This window comes from Pollutibacter soli (genome assembly GCA_029269725.1).
GTDB lineage: Bacteria > Bacteroidota > Bacteroidia > Chitinophagales > Chitinophagaceae > Pollutibacter > Pollutibacter soli.
The window spans coordinates 440,208-460,704 of the sequence record JARJHS010000002.1; the positions used below are offsets into that span (position 1 = coordinate 440,208).

General features: G+C 43.5%; 14 protein-coding genes. 7 read left to right on the forward strand and 7 right to left on the reverse strand.

What is annotated here, in order from left to right; translation table 11 throughout:
• The first annotated feature begins 317 nt into the window (after positions 1-317).
• From P2W82_RS06420 to P2W82_RS06440, 5 genes are all read left to right on the forward strand, one after another.
• The gene (locus P2W82_RS06420; RefSeq protein ID WP_336515024.1) at positions 318-1,712 is read left to right on the forward strand and encodes an OmpA family protein; all 1,395 of its coding nucleotides are present in this window, start codon (positions 318-320) and stop codon (positions 1,710-1,712) included.
• Between the two features lie 283 nt (positions 1,713-1,995).
• Positions 1,996-3,198 carry an OmpA family protein gene (locus P2W82_RS06425; protein WP_336515025.1) on the forward strand — a complete coding sequence of 401 codons (1,203 nt, stop codon included), beginning with the start codon at positions 1,996-1,998 and terminating at the stop codon, positions 3,196-3,198.
• Between the two features lie 354 nt (positions 3,199-3,552).
• Positions 3,553-4,602 carry an aldo/keto reductase gene (locus P2W82_RS06430; protein ID WP_336515026.1) on the forward strand — a complete coding sequence of 350 codons (1,050 nt, stop codon included), beginning with the start codon at positions 3,553-3,555 and terminating at the stop codon, positions 4,600-4,602.
• Positions 4,603-4,672: 70 nt separating this feature from the next.
• Positions 4,673-5,482: an SDR family NAD(P)-dependent oxidoreductase gene (locus P2W82_RS06435; RefSeq protein WP_336515027.1), complete on the forward strand. Its 810-nt coding sequence runs from the start codon at positions 4,673-4,675 to the stop codon at positions 5,480-5,482.
• A 39-nt stretch (positions 5,483-5,521) separates the two neighbouring features.
• Positions 5,522-6,589, forward strand: coding sequence for a glycoside hydrolase family 43 protein (locus tag P2W82_RS06440; protein WP_336515028.1), 1,068 nt, complete (start codon positions 5,522-5,524; stop codon positions 6,587-6,589).
• A 155-nt stretch (positions 6,590-6,744) separates the two neighbouring features.
• Here P2W82_RS06440 and P2W82_RS06445 read toward each other — a convergent pair whose 3' ends face one another.
• Positions 6,745-7,740, reverse strand: coding sequence for an aldo/keto reductase (locus tag P2W82_RS06445; protein ID WP_336515029.1), 996 nt, complete (start codon positions 7,738-7,740; stop codon positions 6,745-6,747).
• Between the two features lie 208 nt (positions 7,741-7,948).
• On the opposite strand from P2W82_RS06445, the gene P2W82_RS06450 reads away from it, so the two are divergent.
• Positions 7,949-8,527, forward strand: coding sequence for a nitroreductase family protein (locus P2W82_RS06450; protein WP_336515030.1), 579 nt, complete (start codon positions 7,949-7,951; stop codon positions 8,525-8,527).
• A gap of 65 nt (positions 8,528-8,592) precedes the next feature.
• Here P2W82_RS06450 and P2W82_RS06455 read toward each other — a convergent pair whose 3' ends face one another.
• Complete coding sequence (locus tag P2W82_RS06455) at positions 8,593-11,217, reverse strand: S8 family serine peptidase (RefSeq protein ID WP_336515031.1); 2,625 nt, start codon at positions 11,215-11,217, stop codon at positions 8,593-8,595.
• Positions 11,218-11,256: 39 nt separating this feature from the next.
• The gene (locus P2W82_RS06460; RefSeq protein ID WP_336515032.1) at positions 11,257-14,799 is read right to left on the reverse strand and encodes a caspase family protein; all 3,543 of its coding nucleotides are present in this window, start codon (positions 14,797-14,799) and stop codon (positions 11,257-11,259) included.
• A gap of 251 nt (positions 14,800-15,050) precedes the next feature.
• Here P2W82_RS06460 and P2W82_RS06465 point away from each other — a divergent pair, with 251 nt between their 5' ends.
• Positions 15,051-15,719, forward strand: coding sequence for a Rossmann-fold NAD(P)-binding domain-containing protein (locus tag P2W82_RS06465; RefSeq protein WP_336515033.1), 669 nt, complete (start codon positions 15,051-15,053; stop codon positions 15,717-15,719).
• A gap of 2 nt (positions 15,720-15,721) precedes the next feature.
• On the opposite strand, the gene P2W82_RS06470 is transcribed toward P2W82_RS06465, so the two are convergent.
• The 4 genes from P2W82_RS06470 to P2W82_RS06485 form a co-directional block, all read right to left on the reverse strand.
• Positions 15,722-16,753 carry a serine hydrolase domain-containing protein gene (locus tag P2W82_RS06470; RefSeq protein ID WP_336515034.1) on the reverse strand — a complete coding sequence of 344 codons (1,032 nt, stop codon included), beginning with the start codon at positions 16,751-16,753 and terminating at the stop codon, positions 15,722-15,724.
• An 18-nt stretch (positions 16,754-16,771) separates the two neighbouring features.
• Complete coding sequence (locus P2W82_RS06475; protein ID WP_336515035.1) at positions 16,772-17,536, reverse strand: hypothetical protein; 765 nt, start codon at positions 17,534-17,536, stop codon at positions 16,772-16,774.
• A gap of 75 nt (positions 17,537-17,611) precedes the next feature.
• Positions 17,612-18,916, reverse strand: a complete 1,305-nt coding sequence (locus tag P2W82_RS06480) for a hypothetical protein (protein ID WP_336515036.1) — start codon at positions 18,914-18,916, stop codon at positions 17,612-17,614.
• Between the two features lie 78 nt (positions 18,917-18,994).
• Entirely contained in the window at positions 18,995-20,491 is a 1,497-nt protein-coding gene (locus P2W82_RS06485) for a RagB/SusD family nutrient uptake outer membrane protein (RefSeq protein ID WP_336515037.1), read from the reverse strand.
• Between the last annotated feature and the right edge of the window lie 6 nt (positions 20,492-20,497).

Below are 20,497 nucleotides of genomic sequence, written 5' to 3' on the forward strand. Positions count from 1 at the left end.
AAACGATGAACAAACATCCCGCGTACAATAAATAATTTTGTTCATTTCACGGTGTTTTCTAACTTCGCCGCTGCATTCAGCAAAAAAATAATTTACTGCTGATGCAGTTTTCAAGTTCCCTTCCTGGTTAAGCCTTTCCTGATTTGTAGATGTTTAGTTTAATTGTCTGGACAGTCTGACATGTTCGCAGCGTTTAATTCCTAAGCTGGCATAATAATTAGATAGTCACGTTGGTTTCTGGGTATTTTCTGGTTCCATTGGACAATTACATTATGCTTCAATCTCGGATTATTTTTATTGACAATAATATATCTCTTATGAAGAAAGTAATAGCACTACAGCTACTTCTGTTTATCTCTTACGGCTTATTTGCCCAAAGCATTACAAAAGGTCGTTACACAACATCAGCCGGCCTTCTCGGAGCGGCTAACTACGGTAATTTCCGTACTGGTGGAAATAATCCGCAGGATCTGAAATTCAACATGAAATTCGGATGGTCAGCTGGCGCATGGGTTAATTTTCCTCTGACCAATTTCGTTTCCCTTGAGCCACAGTTGTTGTATTCTCAATATTCGTACGAGCCTAAACAAAATGTAAATCAGAATATGAATGGATACATCGGATACATTTCTGTTCCGTTGTTATTCAAATTACATGTTTCAGAAAAATTTGCTATCACCGTTGGTCCACAGTTGGATATCAAACAAAATGTGAGTGACAAAAACAATCTTTTATTTGAAGATGATTTTGATGAAACAAGTGTAGCAGCAACAGCCGGTGTGGAATTTAATCCCCATGGACGCCTTGCCATTTTCGCGCGTTATCTGTATGGATTAAATGATTTCAACAAACCAGAGAATTCAGGTACATCAATTACACTTTACAACCAACAAATACAGGCGGGGTTAAAGCTGAAACTTTTTGGTCGATTCATTCCTGCTGATTCTGACGGTGATGGCATTCCTGATCCAAAAGATAAATGTCCGCAACAGGTCGGTCTTGAAAGGTACCAGGGCTGTCCTATTCCGGACACCGATAATGATGGTGTAAATGATGAGCAGGATAAATGTCCTACAGTGGCTGGTCTTCCAAAATATGAAGGTTGCCCTGTTCCGGATACTGATAAAGATGGTGTAAATGATGAGCAGGATAAATGTCCTACGGTGGCTGGTCTTGCTAAATACAACGGCTGTCCGATTCCGGATACAGATGGTGATGGTATCAATGATGAAGAAGATAAATGTCCGACTCAGGCAGGTGTTGCAAAATATCAGGGTTGCCCTGTGCCCGATACAGATGGTGATGGTATCAATGATGATGATGACCGTTGCCCTACTGTAGCAGGTGTTCCTGAAATGAAAGGTTGTCCGAAAATCGCAACCTTCCAGGCACATGAAGTGACTTTCGCAACCGGCAAATCTGTACTTACTGCATCAGGGAAAAAAGAATTGGATGTAGTAGTTGATTTCCTGCAGAAAAATGCTGATGTAAAAATTAAACTGGAAGGTTATACGGACAATACAGGTACTGATAAAGTAAACAACCCATTGTCGTTAAACCGTGCGGCAGCCGCAGAAAAATACCTGATGAGTAAAGGCATTGCTGATGACAGGATAATGTCTGAGGGTTTCGGTTCTGCCAACCCGGTAGGTGATAATAAAACTGCGAAAGGCCGCGCGCTCAATCGCAGGGTTGAAGTAAAAGTTCAGTAATTACCCTATTTCACAAAAAAGTTTCCGCAGCAGGTTTGCGGAAACTTTTTTCTTCACACCTATTTCTCCGTACCTTTCTTTTTCTGACAGAAAGGATTTAATCCAAGACGATTGTTATTTTGCCGACCGGTGTTTTCATCTTCCCCTATACCCCGGTAATTGATACCCTGTAAATTCAGTTTGTCGTTCAAGGCTCGCAAGAGAACGTTACCAGGAAGCACAGATCCTGGGTAAAACAGGTATTTAGTCAATCAATTTTCCTTGACAATTAAATCCCATTATTATGTCATTTAATCTTCTGGATACAGTAAAAGGATTTTTCAACAATGAGATGGTCAGCAAAGCTGCCGGATATCTTGGTGAGTCTGAAGGGACGATAAAAAAAGGGCTTGATGCAGTTATCCCGGTTTCACTGGCGGGCATTATTCAAAAAGCTGAAGATGGAAATATAGAATCCCTGATCAATATGGGTAAGGAAGCACTGGGAAGTGGAATACTTTCAAAGCTGGGAGATACATTCAGTTCCGCGGGAGGTGGTGTACCCGCAATCGGCCCGTCATTAATCACGAGTTTGTTCGGGGATAAATTCGGATCAATTGCCAACATGATATCATCATTCACAGGATCAAAAGGTACAACCGCCTCATCACTTTTCGGTTCTGTGGTACCGTTAGCGCTCGCTGCCCTGGGTAAGCATGCTACCGATACGAATTCTACTCCTGGTGCAATTGGTTCGCTTTTATCAGGAATGAAGAACTCTGTGTTGTCGGCAATACCTGCAGGTCTTAATCTTTCCAATATGCTGGGAGGATCTGCTGTAAGAACAGCTGCTGTTCCGAACAGATCCACGGCAGAACCAGTAAAATCAGGAAACAAATGGCTGGTTCCTTTGCTACTCGCTCTCGCAGCAATTCTCCTGTTGTGGTGGTTAATGAAAACCTGTAATGCGCCCAAAGAAACGGCTGCGGTGGTTGAAGACAGCCAGGTCGTTCAACCGGCAACCGAACCTGCGATGACTACTGCACGTGAGTCTGTAAAAGTGGTTTTACCGAATGGTAAAGAAATCGATGCTTACAAAGGTGGGATAGAAGATCAGCTCGTAACATTTCTCAAGGATCCAGCTGCTGTTCCGGGTAAAGACATCTGGTTTGATTTCAGTGATCTGAATTTTACGTTCGGTACTGCTGAAATCGTTCCGGAAAGTCGTGGTGAAATTGTAAACATCGTGGAAATACTAAAAGCATTTCCCAAAGCAAAAATCAAAATAGGGGGATATACCGATAAAGTCGGCGATGAGAATAGTAATCTCAAATTATCCGGTGACAGGGCAAAAGCTGTGGAAAACGAACTTAAGACTGCCGGTGTTGGCGGCCAGGTGGAAGGCTCGGAAGGGTATGGATCACAGTTTGCAAAAGCTGCTGCTGATGCACCTGATGAAGTGCGTGCAAAAGACCGACGTGTGTCCGTAAGCGTTAGAGCAAAATAGTTTTGGTACAGATTGATAGTTGGTTGTGTTGCCTGTGCTGAACAGGCAACTTTTTTTGTTGTAAATTGTAGGGAGGCGGAAAGTTGAAGGTTGTATGTGATAGGTTGTAAGTTAGCTTTTGCAAGTGCCAATGCATCTAAGATTGCGATCAGATGTAACGACCATGTTCCCGTAAAAACATGTTGATTAAAGCCCGCCCGAAGGGTGGCATCAGGTAAAAGGTAGTTTACAGATGGTGGTGGAAAGTGGGTAGAGACAATGCATGGGTCGTCTCAATGAGCAAAAAGGGATTATGAAAAAGGAGAAACTTTGAGGTTCAGAACAATTTAAAAAATGACCAAGCTTTATTGAACTATGGAATACAGATTTCTTGGCCGCTCAGGTTTGAAAGTCCCCTTGCTAAGTTTTGGCACGGCCACATTTGGCGGAGGAAATTCATTTTTTAAAGCCTGGGGCAACACACAGGCAGAAGGTGCATCCAGGCTGATTGATATCTGTCTTGATTCGGGTGTCAATTTATTTGACACGGCAAATGTGTACAGCGACGGTTTATCAGAAGAAATTCTCGGTAAGGCAATAAAGGGAAAAAGAAACAGATTGCTGATTTCAACAAAAGCAACATTCACGCTTGGCGACGGGCCCAACAACCAGGGATCATCGAGATTTCATCTGGTACGACAAGTGGAAGAAAGCCTGAAGCGGCTGGGCACGGATTACATCGATATTTATCATATGCATGGTTTTGATGGCAACACGCCTGTTGAAGAAACTTTGCGCGCGCTGGACGATCTTACCACGAGCGGAAAAATTCAATACATCGCCGCTTCCAATTTTTCAGGATGGGCGCTGATGAAATCATTGTCTGTTTCAGAAAGATATGGATGGAACAGGTATGTTGCGCACCAGGTATATTATTCACTGGCGAACAGGGAATACGAATGGGAGCTGATGCCATTGGCAATTGATCAGCATATTGGTGCACTTGTTTGGTCACCGTTAGCTGCCGGAAGATTGGGAGGCAAATATAGCCGCGCAAATAAGAAACCTGCTGAAGGTCGGGTAGCCCAGGGCGGTAGTCCGGTACCGGATAAAGTGATCAATGAAGAAATCTGGTTTAAAATTCTGGATGTGCTTGATGAAATCTCAAAGGAGACAGAAAAAACTGTCGCACAAATTGCAATTAATTGGATCGTTCAACGACCAACGGTCTCCAGTATAATTATCGGGGCGAGAGACGAGGCACAGCTTAAGGCAAATATTGGCTCTATAGGTTGGCAGTTGAGTGATGAGCACATGCAAAGGCTCAATAAGGCAAGTTATAATGATCCGATTTATCCATACTGGCACCAACGACAAAATATAACGCTCAATCCCTTGCCTCCGGGCGTCACTACCAACAGCTAGCTATACGTTAAACGTTGAACGTAAAACGTACAACGTTCAACCTTTGACCTCACATTAAATTTAAGACTACATGTTACTGAAAGATAAAAATGCGGTAATATTCGGTGGCGGCGGATCGCTGGGCGGAGCTATTGCAAAAGCATTCGCAAAACAGGGTGCACGGGTTTTTGTAACGGGGCATCGTGAAGATTCCATCAAAAAGACTGCTGATGAAATCACTGCTGAAGGTGGCCATGCTTCTTATGCAATCGTAGATGCGTTGGATAAAAACGCTATAGAAGAATGTCTGAATAAAGTGGTAGAAACGGCCGGTAGTGTGGACATTACGTTCAATGGTATCGATACGAAAGACGTTCAGAATATTCCACTTGTTGATATGACCTGGGAAGATTTCCACCAACCCATCCATATCGGAATGAAAACGGCATTTCTCACTGCTACAGCTGCAGGAAGAGTAATGAAAAAACAAGGTCGTGGTGTTATTCTTTCCATCACTGCAACCCCTGCCGTGTTGGCATATCCGCTTGTTGGCGGCTTCGGTCCTGCATGTTGCGCGCTGGAAGGGTTTATGCGTGACCTGGCCACAGAGATCGGGCCTTTTGGAGTACGCGTAGTGAACCTTCGATCCGCAGGTTCTCCGGATACAAAACCATTCCAGGAAGCTTTAAAGAGCGACGAAAAAGGAACGGCAACTTTTTTGAAGGCACTGGTCCAGGATACTATGCTCAAATCATTACCTATGAAAGATGATATCGCGAATGTAGCTGTATTTGCTGCGTCTGCACTCGCAGATAAAATAACAGGCGTAACTCTCGATGTAACCAGCGGAACTACAGCCGGGTTTAATGCAAAAAATATTGTGATTCCTTTTGTGTCCTGATCTATTTTGATGACACCTGCGTATTCAGTTTATTTGCTGATGAGGTTAAACACATTTCCATTGATTTTCCGATTGATCGTGATCACTGTTCTTTTCGGCAGTTCACAACCTTTATGTGCACAATCGACCTTTACAAATCCATTACTCGAGTCCGGTCCGGATCCCTGGGTCATCCAGCGCAATGGACTGTACTTTTTTACCAGTACAACAGGCAATAGCATTGTAATCAGGAAAACACATGATATTACCGGCCTGGCATCAGCTGAAAAGAAAGTTGTGTACACGCCACCTCCAACCGGTATGTATTCCAGGCAACTTTGGGCACCTGAACTGCACCATGTACGCGGCAAATGGTACCTGTATTATGCTGCAGATAACGGAGACAATAAAAATCATCGCATTTATGTACTCGAAAATGAAGCGCAAAACCCGTTGACGGGAGAGTGGGTTATGAAAGGAAAGCTTGCTGATCCCGGCGATCACTGGGCAATTGACCTTACTGTAATCGAACATAATGAGCGGTTGTATGCCGCGTGGTCCGGGTGGGATGGATATGTCAATGGCATGCAACGGTTATATATAGCCGAACTCAGCGATCCCTGGACTATGAAAGGAGACCGCGTGGAGATTGCAAAACCTCAGTTTGATTGGGAGTTGCATGGGGATGTTCCTGAAGACTGGCAGAGAAATGGTGAAGTACCAAAAGTGCTGGTGAATGAAGGTCCTGAGTTCATTGTCCGCAACGGCAAAGTTTTCATAACCTACTCTGCAAACGCCTGCTGGCTTGATTACAGTATGGGTCTGCTTGAAGCGGATACGGGAAGTAATCTTTTATCGGCAACAAGCTGGAAGAAACATCCTGAACCTGTTTTTGTACAATCACGGGAGAACGCGGTTTTCGCCCCCGGGCATAATGGATTTTTTATTTCACCGGATGGGAGACAAGATTGGATCATTTTTCATGCGAATAAAAATGAAAAGGATGGCTGTGGAAATAAAAGAGCTCCTTATATTCAACAGTTCACCTGGACCCAGGATGGAAGACCTGATTTCGGAAAACCTTTACCAAGGACGCCTATGATCAAACCCTCAGGAACACCACACTAACAGTGACCACCAGGCGAAACCCGGATGTATTCAAAGCCTGATGCATTCATACAGGATCTGGCATCAAAATTCTTTTGAAATTCAATATCCACCGGGATTTGCACAACAAACAGCAGGATCTTATTTATCACTTATCACTTTACCACCTGCTATCTTTATTTGACCAGTTCCAGTTTATTCAACCGCTCATTGATCCAGGTGATATCATCTGCAGATAGTGTGATATCAGAAGCTTTTGCATTTTGTTCCGCCTGTTGCGCATTCCTTGCGCCTGCAAGTGCGATGGTAATTCCTGGCTGATCAAGTGTCCATCTCAATGCAAGTTGCCCAAGTGAAACACCCTTCTCATCAGCAAGCGGTTTTATCTGTTCGAGGAAGGCATTTGTCCTTCGGATGTTTTCATCTTTAAAATAGAAAAGATTTACGCGGTGATCGCCATCGGCAAAATGATGACCCGGTTTTATTTTCCCGGTTAAAAGACCTCGTTCCATAGGACTATATGCGAGAATTGATACATCGTTTTGAATACAGTAAGGGACGAGTTCATTTTCAATCTCCCTTTTCACCATACTATAGGGCACCTGGTCAGAAACGATGTTTACATATTTCCGTGCTTCGGCTACGAGTGCTGCCGAGTAATTCGATACACCTGCATAACGTATTTTTCCCTGCTCGATTAATTTTGATACAGCTTCCATTGTTTCCTGCACCGGTGTTGTTGTATCGGGCCAATGTATCTGGTAAAGATCGATATAATCGGTTCCTAATCTTTTCAGACTGTTTTCGCACTCGAGGATAACACTTTCTTTCCCTGCATAGCGATATACTTCAATCGCTTCGCCTGTATTCATTTTACTATTGAAGGCGAAATCACCTTTTTTCAGATCCCAACGCATTCCGAATTTCGTCAGCAGGAAAATTTTATCGCGCGGAATTCCCTTTATGGCTTCACCAACGATGATTTCACTATCGCCCTGGCCATATACTGCTGCCGTATCGATATTATTTACGCCAAGTTCCCATGCCTTTTTGATGGCTTCAATAGCTTCTGTTTTTTCATTGCCACCCCACATCCAGCCACCGGCAGCCCAGGCACCAAAACTGATTTCTGAAAGATGAAGATCGGTTCCTTTGAGGGTTCTGTATTTCATGGGGCAAATATAGTGAGTAGTGAGTAGTAAGTAGGAAAACAGCCGGCGGTTGAGTATGGTGAGATGATCCCTGAATAGTATGGGGTATAGCACTGGTGAAAAGCATACGACACCTGCGCCCACTTTCAACTTTTAACTTTAAACTCTTACTTACTATTCACTACTTACTGCTTACTGTCCTAACTTCGCGCCGAATAAAACATCCCTAATGAGTGCAGAATATCTCGCATCCGTGATCAGCAACCGAAGAACAATAAAGCCCCAGCAAATGAATGGAAGAAAAATCGATGATGCAGATGTGCAGAAACTGCTTGAGCTCGCCGACTGGGCACCGACCCACGGACATACAGAACCCTGGCGTTTTTTTGTTTTTTCCGGCGATGCGGTGAAACAGTTCTGCGCTGATCATGCCAACATGTATCGCATGTTTACTCCGGAAGAAAAATACCTGCTGGCATCTGAAGAAAAATTATTTCAGCAGGGAGATCTTGCATCGCATATGATTGTTGCTGCAATGAAACGAGGTGCCAATCCAAAAATTCCGGTGCAGGAAGAAATGGCTTCCGTCGCCGCGTCTGTACAAAACTTTTTACTCGGCGCACAGGCTGCAGGTATCGCCGCCTACTGGGGCAGCGGCGGCATGACCTATCATCCTGCCATGAAAGAATACCTGCAACTTGGCGAAGACGATCACATCCTTGGCATCATATGTCTCGGCTATTCCGATTTTCAAAAAGCAGGCACGAGGATCGTTCCCTTATCTGAAAAAGTAAGATGGTATCATTAATAAGTTGAAAGTTAAACAGCCACATCACTACTTTTAAATTACCGGTATAAAAATACAAATGCAGGTTACTCAATCATCGCTTCTTTCAGGTAGTTTGATGAATAAGGTGATTTCATTACCTGCTGACGGAATTTTTTCGATTTCAACAACTTCTCCATTTCTTTTTCATCGAAAAGATCAAGGTTGGAGAACAAACTATAAAACTGCGGGTCTGTTTGAAGCAGATGAATCAATTCAGTTGCGAGGGCTTCTTTTTCCGGTTTAACTGCATTACTCCGGAATGGTCCGCGAACCAGAAAAGAACCGATTAGCTCGGTAATTCCGCTCCAGGTTGCTTCGGCATCCGGTGCTTTTTTCAATTGACTTTCTTCTGCCACAGGTACCGATAATGCATCCAACGCACGAAGGATTCCATTGCCGTAATATTTTTTCCATTCACCGAACACGTTATCTTTTGCAGCGGATGTGTACAGTGCGTTGCGAACCGCTTCCACTTTTTTCCATTGATTTCCCGGAGAGTAATAACCTTTCGCCTCAAGTTCGTCACGGTGGTATGCAATCCAGATGGCTGCACCTGCGGCCACCTGTGGTGTTGCAGAAGAAGTTCCCCCACCACTGCGTAAAAATGCAAAATGAGAAGATGCCCAAGGCGTGTTAGGTGTATAACCTGCCAGTGCACGATTCATGCGGGAAGGCGGACCCCATGACCCCTGCATATATTTCGTACCGATGTTGAACCTGCTCTTCTGCAGGAAATTGACATCGTATGGGCGGTGATCAAACATAGCTCCCGTTGCAGCAATCACGCGTTCATATGCTGCCGGAAACAAAACACATTTTGGTAATGCTGCTCCTAAACCTTTATACCAGCAATTGCTCGCCGCAGTAACAAGTACAAGTCCCGCTTCATAAGCACGATTAACTGCTTTCGCCATTCGCCGTGAAGGCTTTCCTGCCATAGACATGGATAGAACTTCGCAACCCTGCTCGATTGCATAGTCAATTGCAGCAGCAAAATTTTTATCGTTGAATATGACCACGGATTCGGACACACGAACAGGCACAACATCCGCAAAGGGAACACCGCCAATATTTCCTTCGAATTCGTTGAATGTTTGCTCCTTTGTCGCCATTCCTCCTGCGAACAGCACAAGCGTACCAAGTCCATGACCTTCCTGACCACCGGATCCTGCAAGATCTAAGGCCTGGTTTGGATTAGTGTCTTTGTCGACGAAGCTTCGTGCCTTATCTACGCGCAATTTTGGTGGTAATGATTTGTGGTCAGGATTATAACCAGTATCTACATGTACAACTGTAACATGCGCATCCGGCTTCTCCGTCTGTACTTTTTTCACCGCTGCGGCCAGCTGCGAGTGCTGTTCATCCAGGTGCCATCCGATACCAATAGCGCCTTGTTGTAATGATGGCGGCCATTCTTTCATATAATCGGGATTGTTCGCATCTCCTTCGCGACTTATCCTGGGTTTCTGCGCGGGGTTGATTGTAAGTTGTGGTTCAACAGAAGCCTCAATACCGCGTTTCTTCAGAGAAGTTTGCAACGCATGCGCAGCGCTCCAGGCAAACTGGTGAGAAATTTCGGGTAGAGAAACGGTGATCTGCCTGCTGCCACCGGATTTTTTATCGCTGATGACCACCAGGTCCTTTCCCCCAAATACATCATCTCCGATATCATTTGTCGTTTCAATGAGCAAGACAGCGGGCTCTTGTGTTTCAATAATACTCAGATCTGTTTCAGCTAACATCGGTGGCATCGTTCTCACTTTTGTAAAAGAAAGATCAGGTTTCCGATAGCCATCAACTTTATCTGCATTTGCAATTTTTATTGCAAACGGGGAACTGTAGTCGTAGGATGGAATCACTCCGCCATACTCGAAAAATCCGGGAACCGGGAAGTAATAACGTTGACGAACACCTGCAATTAATCGTTCTCCGTTCGCTGTTTTGAAATCCGGATCTTTAAACAGATCCATAAATGCTTCGGTAAAAATTCCATTTTTATCACCATCAAGCGTTTCTTCGTCATCCTGGCAGGCGGCCAGCAATTTCACTGAAGCCTGAACGCCCTTGCCTTTGGAACTTAATTTAAATTTATCCTGCAAAGGCCTGTAAACAGTATCCTTAAAATTCATCGCTATCAGCGCTTCTTCCTCCTTACTGAGTTTTCTTGATCGCATACCTCTCATCTTGGCAGAATCGGCAATCCCTTCGGAGAGTAGTTCACTAAGATCAACTCCGGCAGCTTTTATTACCGTGCCGGAATGACAACTGTCTGATACCACGGTAATCCTTACCCCTTTTGGAAAAGCTGAAAATGATTCATACAACTCATCATCAAGCAGCTGACGATCATAGAGGCACCAGGTCTGGTCATATTGTTCATTATCTTCAGAGGATGGCCTGTCATTTTTTATAGAACCGCCATGACCCGCATAGGTGAGCAGCAATATATCCCCTGGTTTTACAACGGTACTGTATTCTTTGAGTTGTTTCAGAACATCTGTTGATGTTGCTTTTCCGTTGTGAAGACTTTTTGTTTTGTAACCCATCTTTTTGGCAAAACCCTCCCAGAATTTTGCGTCATTCACTGCCGCTTTCAACTCAACTATATCACCATAATGTTTTTTGTCTACAATATTGACTCCAATATGTAGTGATAATCCTTTTGACATATGTAAGCGTTTTATTCTTTTGGTAAGTTGAACCCCACGTCAACTGAGGAGTTCTTTCAGTTCATTTTGAATGAGTTTTTCCCTGAAATAGGAAAGATGATTACTCGGAACAATTATGAGCTTCGTTTTATCATAACCATTGATGGCTTGCATGCTTTCAAGAGTTACGGCGATATCGGTTTTTTTACCATGATATACCAGTCCGATGATCCCGGGGAAAACAATTTCTTTCAGCAACATTTTTTTCAAGCGTTGGAAAAACGGATCATCGCCGGTATAATCGTTCAAAAGAGAGATGTCGCCGCCGATGAGTGAATATTCAACACCATCGGCCATGAAGTTTGTACGGAGCTTGGTTATGAAATCAGAATTTGGTTCCGTGTCCTTCAGCGTTCGGCCGGGATCCAGTTTAAGTTTTTTAAGAACAAATGACAATCCTGTAATTACCAGCTTCACTACCGGAGGTCCATTAAGCGCATGGGTAATTAATCCAAGTAAACCTGATCCGAGTTTGGCGAGTTCTGAACCTGCGCTTGCCACACCTACCAGTATCAGTCTTTTCACATATTGGTTTCCATTCTCTTTTTCTACCAGCCAACGTGCGACCATGCCTCCTTGTGAGTGAGCAATAATGATCAGCGAAGGCGAACTGTCTTTCCCAAATCCGGCAGTTACTAAATCTTTGCCGAGTGAAGCTGCAACATCAGTAACCGGGGTCGACAGGTTTTCATAATCATACGTCAGAACATAATCCAGTTTCGAATTCAGGTCTTTCATGTCTTTTAAAGATGCCACGATATGTTTGGTGTCACCTGTGAGACCATGAATCAATAATGCAGCTTTTGCAGCTGTCCTTTCTTTCAGTATCGTATTCATTTTGGATGGCTCCTCAGATTCTTTCTTCCATGACCCATCCGTTGCAAAACTGTAAAGCACTAATGTATTCAACCGTTCATTCCTTCGGAATATCTTTTTAAAGAACATTTTTATGGAACCGCCAAGACTTCGGTTAAGCGGTAACGTGGTATCAGAAATTCTTCCTGGCGTAGGTGGCGGCAACTCCTGGATATGTATGGTTCCGGTATCATCACAGTACCCAAGAGGAAACCATATACCGGCTTCATCATCAAAGCCGAAAGGCACAATTGTTTCCTCAAGATCAGTGCTATCCGCAGAACGCGTCCTTGCAACAGGAGGCGTGATTTTCACTTCGATTTCTTTGCCCTCTGGAATTTTTAATGGCTGATCTCCGGGTGGTAAAATTTCCAGCATTACCACACCATTATTGGAAGACGGATTAAGCCCACTTGTAAAAGGCATCTGGTCTACAAGAGTGTCCCCCCATATATAGTCGGGCGGAATAACCTGGTATTTCAATTGATCTGCCTGACCATCCACACTACGCATGGAAGAAGATTGAATTTTTCTTTGCAGATCATCACCCGTTACAGCGATGGCTCTTGCGCTGATACCCTCCGGAACAGAAACCCGAAAAGCGGTAAAGTCGGCTTCTTTTGCTGCATCGAGTTCTTTCTCTTTTGCTGGTCCAACAATCCTGATCCTGTTTGTAAAAACATTCCATTCTGCTTCCTTGACCACACTGTCATGGGAAGTATCAATCTGGAACTGATCAGTACCTCGGAAATTTTTCGATACTGCGTCATCCAATTCAAGTGATTCCTGGTTGAATCGTTCAAGATTCAATGAACTGTCTGAAACAAAGATTTTCAGAAATGCTGTAGTCTCATTGATGTTGTAATTCTTATAATTTTTGTCGATAACCAACGGCAGCGTCTTCGTTTCGTAGTTATTAAGAATTGTCTTGAGATAAACCGGGGTTCCGCCTTTTACAAGTGTTGTTCCTGCTGAAATGAGTTCGTGTGAGATTCCGTACTTACTATCCAGGTACAACGCACCTATAAAGCATTTCTGAACATTTGAATCCGGGGCAATACTGATGGAGAACCTGAATGCAGGCTGTATTCCCTGACGATAACTGAGAACAATTTCTTCTTCCGGATTTACCAGTTGTTCCGTTCCTTTTAAAAGATCGAGCGTTTGTAATTTTAAAACCTGCCCTTCAATTTTTTCTATTTTAAATATGAAATCCTCTTTGCGATAAATGCTGTTTTCATTAAAAAGATCACTCGTGTTTATCCATTTGGCAACCGATTCGGTATTGTTCAAAAAAGAAAATGCATCTTTTTCTCTTCTGAATAAAGGAACAGCTCCATCGGCAGCTGTCAGCACATAGGAATTTTCATCAGTTAACTGGACCAGATAGTCAGGTGTTCCGTTTTGTTCGAACAATATATCGATGAAGATCGGCTTGATTTTATTCGCTGCTTCTTTCAAAGCATTCACAATATCGTTCTCATTTGCCAGGGCTTTTGAAATACCGACTTTAAGTTTTTTTGCAGCTGCCGATGCAAGTACAGCCTGGTAATTTTCTTTTGTTTTGTCGAAACCAGACATCTGTGCTTCATCGAGAACAGAAAAATCTGCATATACTTTTGTAACCTTTATTTCTTTTTCAGATCCAGCGATGCGTATGGTTGTATGTCCGGTTGTTCCATCGGAAGTGAGTCCATCCATTGTGCCTGCATGCAATTTCCATACTGCAGCGCTGACATCAAACCGAACTTCATAAACAGGTTTGAAAGCAATCCGATCCTGTTGCAAAAATCCAAGATCAAGATTTTTGTCATCAGCTGAAAATGCTACCGGCGTCTGAGCAGCATTGCGATTGTGTACAGCAATTACGACCTGTTGCATCAGATCGCGATAAGATTTCGCAGTGCCTCCGCTTCGTAAAACTTCTACCAGTTTAGAGGTAAATAATCCACCATCTTCGCTCTCCTGCGCTTTTTCGAAATCGAGTGCAGCAGCAAGATGTACATAGTTAGCAATCGGAAAGCTGACCTGTCCGCCTTCTTTTTTATAAAAATCCCTGTCAGTATCGTAACCGATGTATTTTTCCAGAGGTATCTTGTTTCTTGAAGAACCGATATGCCGATACTGTATGCCTTCGGTAAAAGATCTTGTGTTATTTCCGGAATGGCAGGAGTCCATGATGATCAGGCAATGAACTTTTTTATCTTTCAAAGCATCCCATAACAGAAAGGCAATTTCTTTATCAATAAGGTCGCGTGCCTCTGGTTTTTGCATATCCCGACTATCAACGCAAACAAGGGTTTCATTCTTCCGATCTGATTTTGCGTATTGAAATTCTTCCGGAGCATCGGTTTGCGAGCCGTGACCACTGTAATATAACAGGCAATAATCGCCTTCTTTTGCAGATTTTAAATGAGCAAAAGCCTTTGTTGTAATATTTTCAAAACTGGCTTGCTGGTAATCGACGGTATAGTTACGCTCTGTTTTGTACTTCTCAAGTCTTGCTTCTCCGACTTTGCCCGGCGAAAGAAAATACGCAGGGTTGTAGATGAGTTTTTCTTTTTGCTGTTCACACCACTGACGGAAAAACAAGTCGATGTTCAACGCATCCCGTGTGCAGCCATAGAGGGGCGTCTGAGGATAGTTGTCTATTCCTATAATTGTGGCGTAGAGTGTTCGCGCTGGCATAGCTATGCGTTTAACAGAGTAATGCAGCTACTGATCAGAATGAAGAGCAAGTAAAAATCCCGCAGTCGGGAAGCCTCACAGATCGGATGGTCACATACAAAGAGAGGTGAATGTACCTAATTTTTTCAGAACCTGTACCCGGAAAATCCCCTGTTCGCAAGACCGGGGCACAATGGTTGCAATGAGAAAATGTGGCCGAAACAGGGAACCGGTATTTGCTTCATTACTAACTTTAAATAACATTTCAATTTATGGACAACGTTCCGCTTAGGCTGATCATCACCGGTACTACAGGTATGGTGGGCGAAGGTGTACTGCATTATGCCCTGCAACATCCCGATGTTGGAAAGATCCTCATCATCAACAGAAAACCTCTCGGCCTCTCACATCCAAAGCTGACAGAAATTATTCACAAGGATTTCTATGACCTGGGCCCGATACTTCAGGATTTGAAAGGATATAATGCCTGCTTTTTTTGCCTGGGCATTTCCAGTATTGGAATTTCTGCAGAAGATTATTTTAAAACCACCTACACGCTGACCTTATACTTTGCGGAAATTCTTTCCAAACTGAATCCGGAAATGTATTTCTGCTACATCTCCGGCGCGGGAACCGATACTACGGAAAAGGGAAGAAGCCGATGGGCGAGAGTAAAAGGCAAAACGGAAAATGATTTGATGAAGCTTCCTTTTGCGCATGTGTACGCGATAAGACCCGGATTCATCAAAGCGGTTCCCGGTCTGACAAAAACAAATAAACTGTACAATTATTTCGGTTGGGTTTTCCCTATCGGGAGGAAATTATATCCTGCAGGTTTTGTTACTATGAAAGAACTTGCGCTGGCGATGATCAACCTCAGTAAGGGATTTGAAAAAAATATCATTGAGGGCAGGGACCTGATCACATTGGGAAAAAAATAAACTTAGAGTGATCTCAGCCATTCCAATGAAGGCTGTTTGCCTTTAAAAAAGAGTGATAATATCTCCGATGCAGCATCCATTCCGCGTGTGCTGTTGGTGAAGTATACCAACCCTTCTTTTCGGTCCGGATAGATCATTACAAATGCTTTCCAGTTGCCGTTATCTCCCCATTGCCAGAACGCTAATCCTTCTTTTGTATGCTGACTTGCTAATCCGAGAGCCCAGAACAGTTCATCGCCGGTTTTTTGCATACGGGCAAGAGGTTGTGGTGTGAACATTTCTTTGTACACGTTTGCTGACAAATTCCGGCTGTTCATTAAAGCAATTAAAAATTTCGCGTAATCGCTGGCGGTAGTTTGCAGACTTGCCGCCAGGTTTGCTGATTCGGGAAAATAATTTTCTTCTGCGTCACCATCGTCATTGTGCGGTACGCCGAAATCCGGTTCAAAACTTTTGCGCCATATATATCCCGAACGCGTCATTCCCAATGGTTGAAATATTGTTGCCTGCATATATTCTTCGATCGGCTGACCTGTAATTTTTTCTACCACTTTGGAGAGGTAAACATATCCTTCCCCGGAATACCTGAATCTTGTTCCCGGTTCATACTGAAATCGAAGTGTGTCGTTTCGCTTGCGCCAGTTAGGCAGCCCACTGGTATGACTCAATACCATTCGCGCTGTGATCTGTTTGTTCCTTGGATCGTAAGCTATATCAGGCCAGGTAAAATATTTATACAGCGGTGTATCGAGGTGGATCTGGCCTTTGTCTGCCATCTGCATCACTGCATACGCAAAAACAGGTTTGCTGAGCGATGCAGCGGAAAATACCGTATTGGTTGTTACGTTCTGGCCTTTCTCTTTATTTGCTTTACCCAATGAAAGTTCCTGGCTCACCTTTCCATTCTGAATATATGCCAGAGAAATACCGGGTATTTTGTATTTGCTGAGAATGGAACTGATTTCGTCTTTAAGTGTTTGAGAATAGCAGGATGAAAAAGAAAATACAGCGATAACGAAAAATAAAAAACGCATATGGAGTTATTGGTGATTTCACTTTTTATGATCGCCAATAACGCGATCATAAATTTCTTTTACCTGCACATCGCCAAATCCATAAACTCCTTCGCTCTTCTGGAAATCGACGAATAAAGATGAAAAGTCTTTCTTTCCGTTCCTGATGATTTCATTAATTATTTTTTCAGGTTTACCCAATCTTCCGTGACCCGGGAACCGGTCAAGGTGTGCCTTGCACACTACCCTGAGGTAAGGGAATGCAGTTGATTGACGGCGTGAAAGTTCATCAATCAATTCAAAATTAGTTTCACGCAATGCCGTCCATAATTTACCGGCAAGTACCTGGTCTTCCTCAGATAATTTGATCGAATGATCAAGACTATACCTCAGTTTATCAACGCCTGCCCTACCGAAATCATCCCAGGCTTTTTCTTCAGATAGAAATGATGGATATACAATCTTTATCTCGATCGGTATATTTAACGAACTGATCCTTGAAATAATGAACAGCATGTTGATGAAGCAAAACAGATCATATCCAAACCAAAGAAAAAAGCGATCGCCTTCTTTCGCTGTACATATCTTATCAAATTCAGCAACTGTGAAGGCGTAGTACTGTTGAAGATCAGATGCTGATGGACCAATCAGATAGTTTGCACGGGTTTTATACAATTCTCCAAGTGTGATGCCTTCAAGACTGCCACTGATAAACGCTTCACGTGTGACAATCACTTTTCCTTCCAGGCGGAGCGCCAGGAAACGGTCAGTTAAAGCATCACCATTCAATACATGAAAGTCCAAGCGGCAAAAAACTTTGATCTCAATTTAATCAAAATTTTCTGCCGCATGTGTCTAAATGACGAACGGAAAAACCCGCTACAGTTTGAGTCGGTACCAAACAACTTCGACAGGGAAGAATTGTGAATACCGCATCTGCGGGAAGTCGAAATAGCCCAGCATATCGATTATTTCAGATTTGTGCTGCGCAGTAATATTTTTATCAGCGGCCATCGTTACGATCCACGACATCCATATTGGTTCCCGCATATAGTGAAGTTCCTGTACTCTTCTTGGCGACATCTTTACAAGTTCTTTTACTTGTGTGTCAGCAACATCAAGAGCATCCTGTTCGCTTCGTTGCGGTTTCCACCATTGATTGAGCAGCCTCCAGTTTTTTTCAAATTTCTGCTGATTGTTACTGTCAAATTGATGCCAGAGTTTCAATCCTTCAGCAGCGCTTTTTGCGCTCGCATTTAATCCCTCTTCATATATTCTTTTCAATTCAGGATCGGTTTCCATTTCCCACAAGGCGTGCAGATCAACAACTCCGGAAACGCCTGTCCATCGGTTTACTTTATTTTTCTCGAAGTGCATTCCTTCCCTGCAAAGCTGCAAACGTGTTTTATTTTCTTCACCTCCGGCTTCGTGCATTGCTTTTTTGTAAATAGAGTTCCATTTCCCGTCGCTAGTGAGCTGATACAATGCTTTCGAGATAAAGAGAATCCGGGGAGCTCCTTCCCAATTGAAACTTGCAAACGAATTACGGAATTTAGACGGCGAATAACTTGTGGCAGGTATTTTCCAGTCGGTACTGATATAAACGTTGGCAACTTCTGTCATCTTAGCAATTATTTTTTCCCGCTCTTTTTTATCCGGCATAGAGGTTTGCAGGTATCTCCATAAGCCATAAAACCATGGCGATGATTGATCATTAGAACCCATTGCCGGCGGTGTTTTTCCATCGGTTGCCACGCTTCGCGCAATAAAACCAGGGGTATCACCCACCGATGCTAAAAAAAGCAGGCCTTTCACCAGGCGGGCTGCTTTTTCTTTATCAGATTTGTTTTTCGTCTGCATCCAGCGTTCGCAAATTCCATCGAGGTAAAGACCGTTGAACATAGAGCCATTTTCGACAGGTGTCCACCATGCAAGTGCATTTGGTTTATTTTCAAGAAACTCTTCCCTGGTTGGTCTGTCATAACTACCATCGACGTCAGTAAAGTCTATCAGAACATTATATTGATCAATAAATTTTTTCCAGATTTCCGTATGCGCTTTCTCGATGTTTTTTTCTGCTTTCAACAGCCTGGCTGGCGAAGGTTCTTCATGGCCCGGTGTGTTTATTCCTGCAGAAATAAAAGCCAGGGATGAAATGAATACCAGCTTTATATAGATTTTCATAAAAAATGTTTGAAGTAAAACCTGCCTGCAAAACACAGGCAGGTATAAAAACCAACTCCCTAACGATGTATAACGATATTAATTCCAGGCGGGGTTCTGTTCCAGTACCGGGTTGGCACGGATTTCATCCAGTGGTATCGGAAAATATCGATGCTTGGGCTGTGGTGTTCTTACAGGGTATACCACATCCACTGCCAGTGGAATTTTAGTCATGAATGTATTTGTTCTTGTAAGATCATACCAGCGATCACCTTCCGCAAAAAATTCCCATCCGCGTTCCTGCAAAACGGCTTCGATAAACTGTTCTTTGTTCAACAAGGGATCCAGATCGGGTATGCTTGCCCGCGAGCGAACAATGTTGATGTTTTGATAAGCGAGTAACGTCGGACCATTCAGCCTTGCTTCAGCTTCTGCTACAATTAAGTACATATCTGCAAGTCGAAGGATGGGAACATTATTTCTGCAGCGGGCACCATTGGAGTTTTTATCCATGTACTTTTTGATGAGTACCGCATTTGGCGAAAAGGGTATGATGTCTTTCTGATGCACAACAACACCTGCGCGGTTGACGAAGAAAGTGTCCAGCATAAGTCTGCGCTCATCTGATGGATTAAATGAATCGAAGAAAACCTGGTAAGCAAATATCGACCCGAAGGTTGAGTTGCCATAATCCCTGCCCGCGCTGTTTGCCGGTCCGCAAAGGCCCATCATATTGCTGTACTCAGAGATGTTTCCGTTATCACCTTCAAATGCAAACATAACTTCGAGGCGTGCAAGATCTTCCTTGTTTACATCGTACAGGTCAACCACATTCGGCAGAAGAGCATATTTTCCTGAATTGATTACTTCGAGTGCTTTTTCTTTCGCAAGCTGCCAGTTTTCAGCATAGAGGGCAGTTTTTGCATGAAGAGCAATGGCTGCTTCTTTTGTTGGCCGGCCTTTCACTGTGGCCACTCCATAGCTGGGTAATTTCGAAGCAGCGGATTGTACGTCAGCCATCACCTGCCCGAAAACTTCGGCCTGGGAACTTTTAGGTACATAAGTGTCGGTTTCTTTTCTGCTCACTGTTGTGCGCAATACAACGTCGCCAAATGCCCGTCCCAGCGTAAAGTAATAATAGCCACGCAGGAAAAGTGCCTCTCCGAGAATTGCATCCTTCCTCACGGGATCCATATCGATGGCTGGTACTTTTTCCAGAACCCAGTTTGCATTTTCAATTCCTTTGTAGCAATATCTCCATACGCCGTAGGGTCCTTCAAGTTCGCGACCAAAACTCTTTTGCGCAGAATAGTCAGGATCATAGGTAAAGAGAGGATATACATTACGACCAACAACAGGTTTTGCCCAGGTCTGGTCGTCCTGGAAGTCCGCGGAGATAAGATTTGCAGACAATGAATAAAGATCGGCGAGCGGGGCATAAGCGGCTACCAGTGCGGCTTCAGCGTCACCTGCACTTTTATAATAGTTATCTACCATTACATTCGAATAGACGGTTTCATCCATTTTATTACACGCACTGCCGCACCACACGAAGAGGAATATGATGAATATCTGAAATTGATTATTTCGTTTCATGATAGT

Bases quoted from the DNA above. Each gene is read 5' to 3' on its own strand.
- P2W82_RS06420 (WP_336515024.1), top strand. From the start codon at position 318: ATGAAGAAAGTAATAGCACTACAGCTACTTCTGTTTATCTCTTACGGC.
- P2W82_RS06425 (WP_336515025.1), top strand. From the start codon at position 1,996: ATGTCATTTAATCTTCTGGATACAGTAAAAGGATTTTTCAACAATGAG.
- P2W82_RS06430 (WP_336515026.1), top strand. From the start codon at position 3,553: ATGGAATACAGATTTCTTGGCCGCTCAGGTTTGAAAGTCCCCTTGCTA.
- P2W82_RS06435 (WP_336515027.1), top strand. From the start codon at position 4,673: ATGTTACTGAAAGATAAAAATGCGGTAATATTCGGTGGCGGCGGATCG.
- P2W82_RS06440 (WP_336515028.1), top strand. From the start codon at position 5,522: ATGAGGTTAAACACATTTCCATTGATTTTCCGATTGATCGTGATCACT.
- P2W82_RS06445 (WP_336515029.1), bottom strand. From the start codon at position 7,740: ATGAAATACAGAACCCTCAAAGGAACCGATCTTCATCTTTCAGAAATC.
- P2W82_RS06450 (WP_336515030.1), top strand. From the start codon at position 7,949: ATGAGTGCAGAATATCTCGCATCCGTGATCAGCAACCGAAGAACAATA.
- P2W82_RS06455 (WP_336515031.1), bottom strand. From the start codon at position 11,217: ATGTCAAAAGGATTATCACTACATATTGGAGTCAATATTGTAGACAAA.
- P2W82_RS06460 (WP_336515032.1), bottom strand. From the start codon at position 14,799: ATGCCAGCGCGAACACTCTACGCCACAATTATAGGAATAGACAACTAT.
- P2W82_RS06465 (WP_336515033.1), top strand. From the start codon at position 15,051: ATGGACAACGTTCCGCTTAGGCTGATCATCACCGGTACTACAGGTATG.
- P2W82_RS06470 (WP_336515034.1), bottom strand. From the start codon at position 16,753: ATGCGTTTTTTATTTTTCGTTATCGCTGTATTTTCTTTTTCATCCTGC.
- P2W82_RS06480 (WP_336515036.1), bottom strand. From the start codon at position 18,916: ATGAAAATCTATATAAAGCTGGTATTCATTTCATCCCTGGCTTTTATT.
- P2W82_RS06485 (WP_336515037.1), bottom strand. From the start codon at position 20,491: ATGAAACGAAATAATCAATTTCAGATATTCATCATATTCCTCTTCGTG.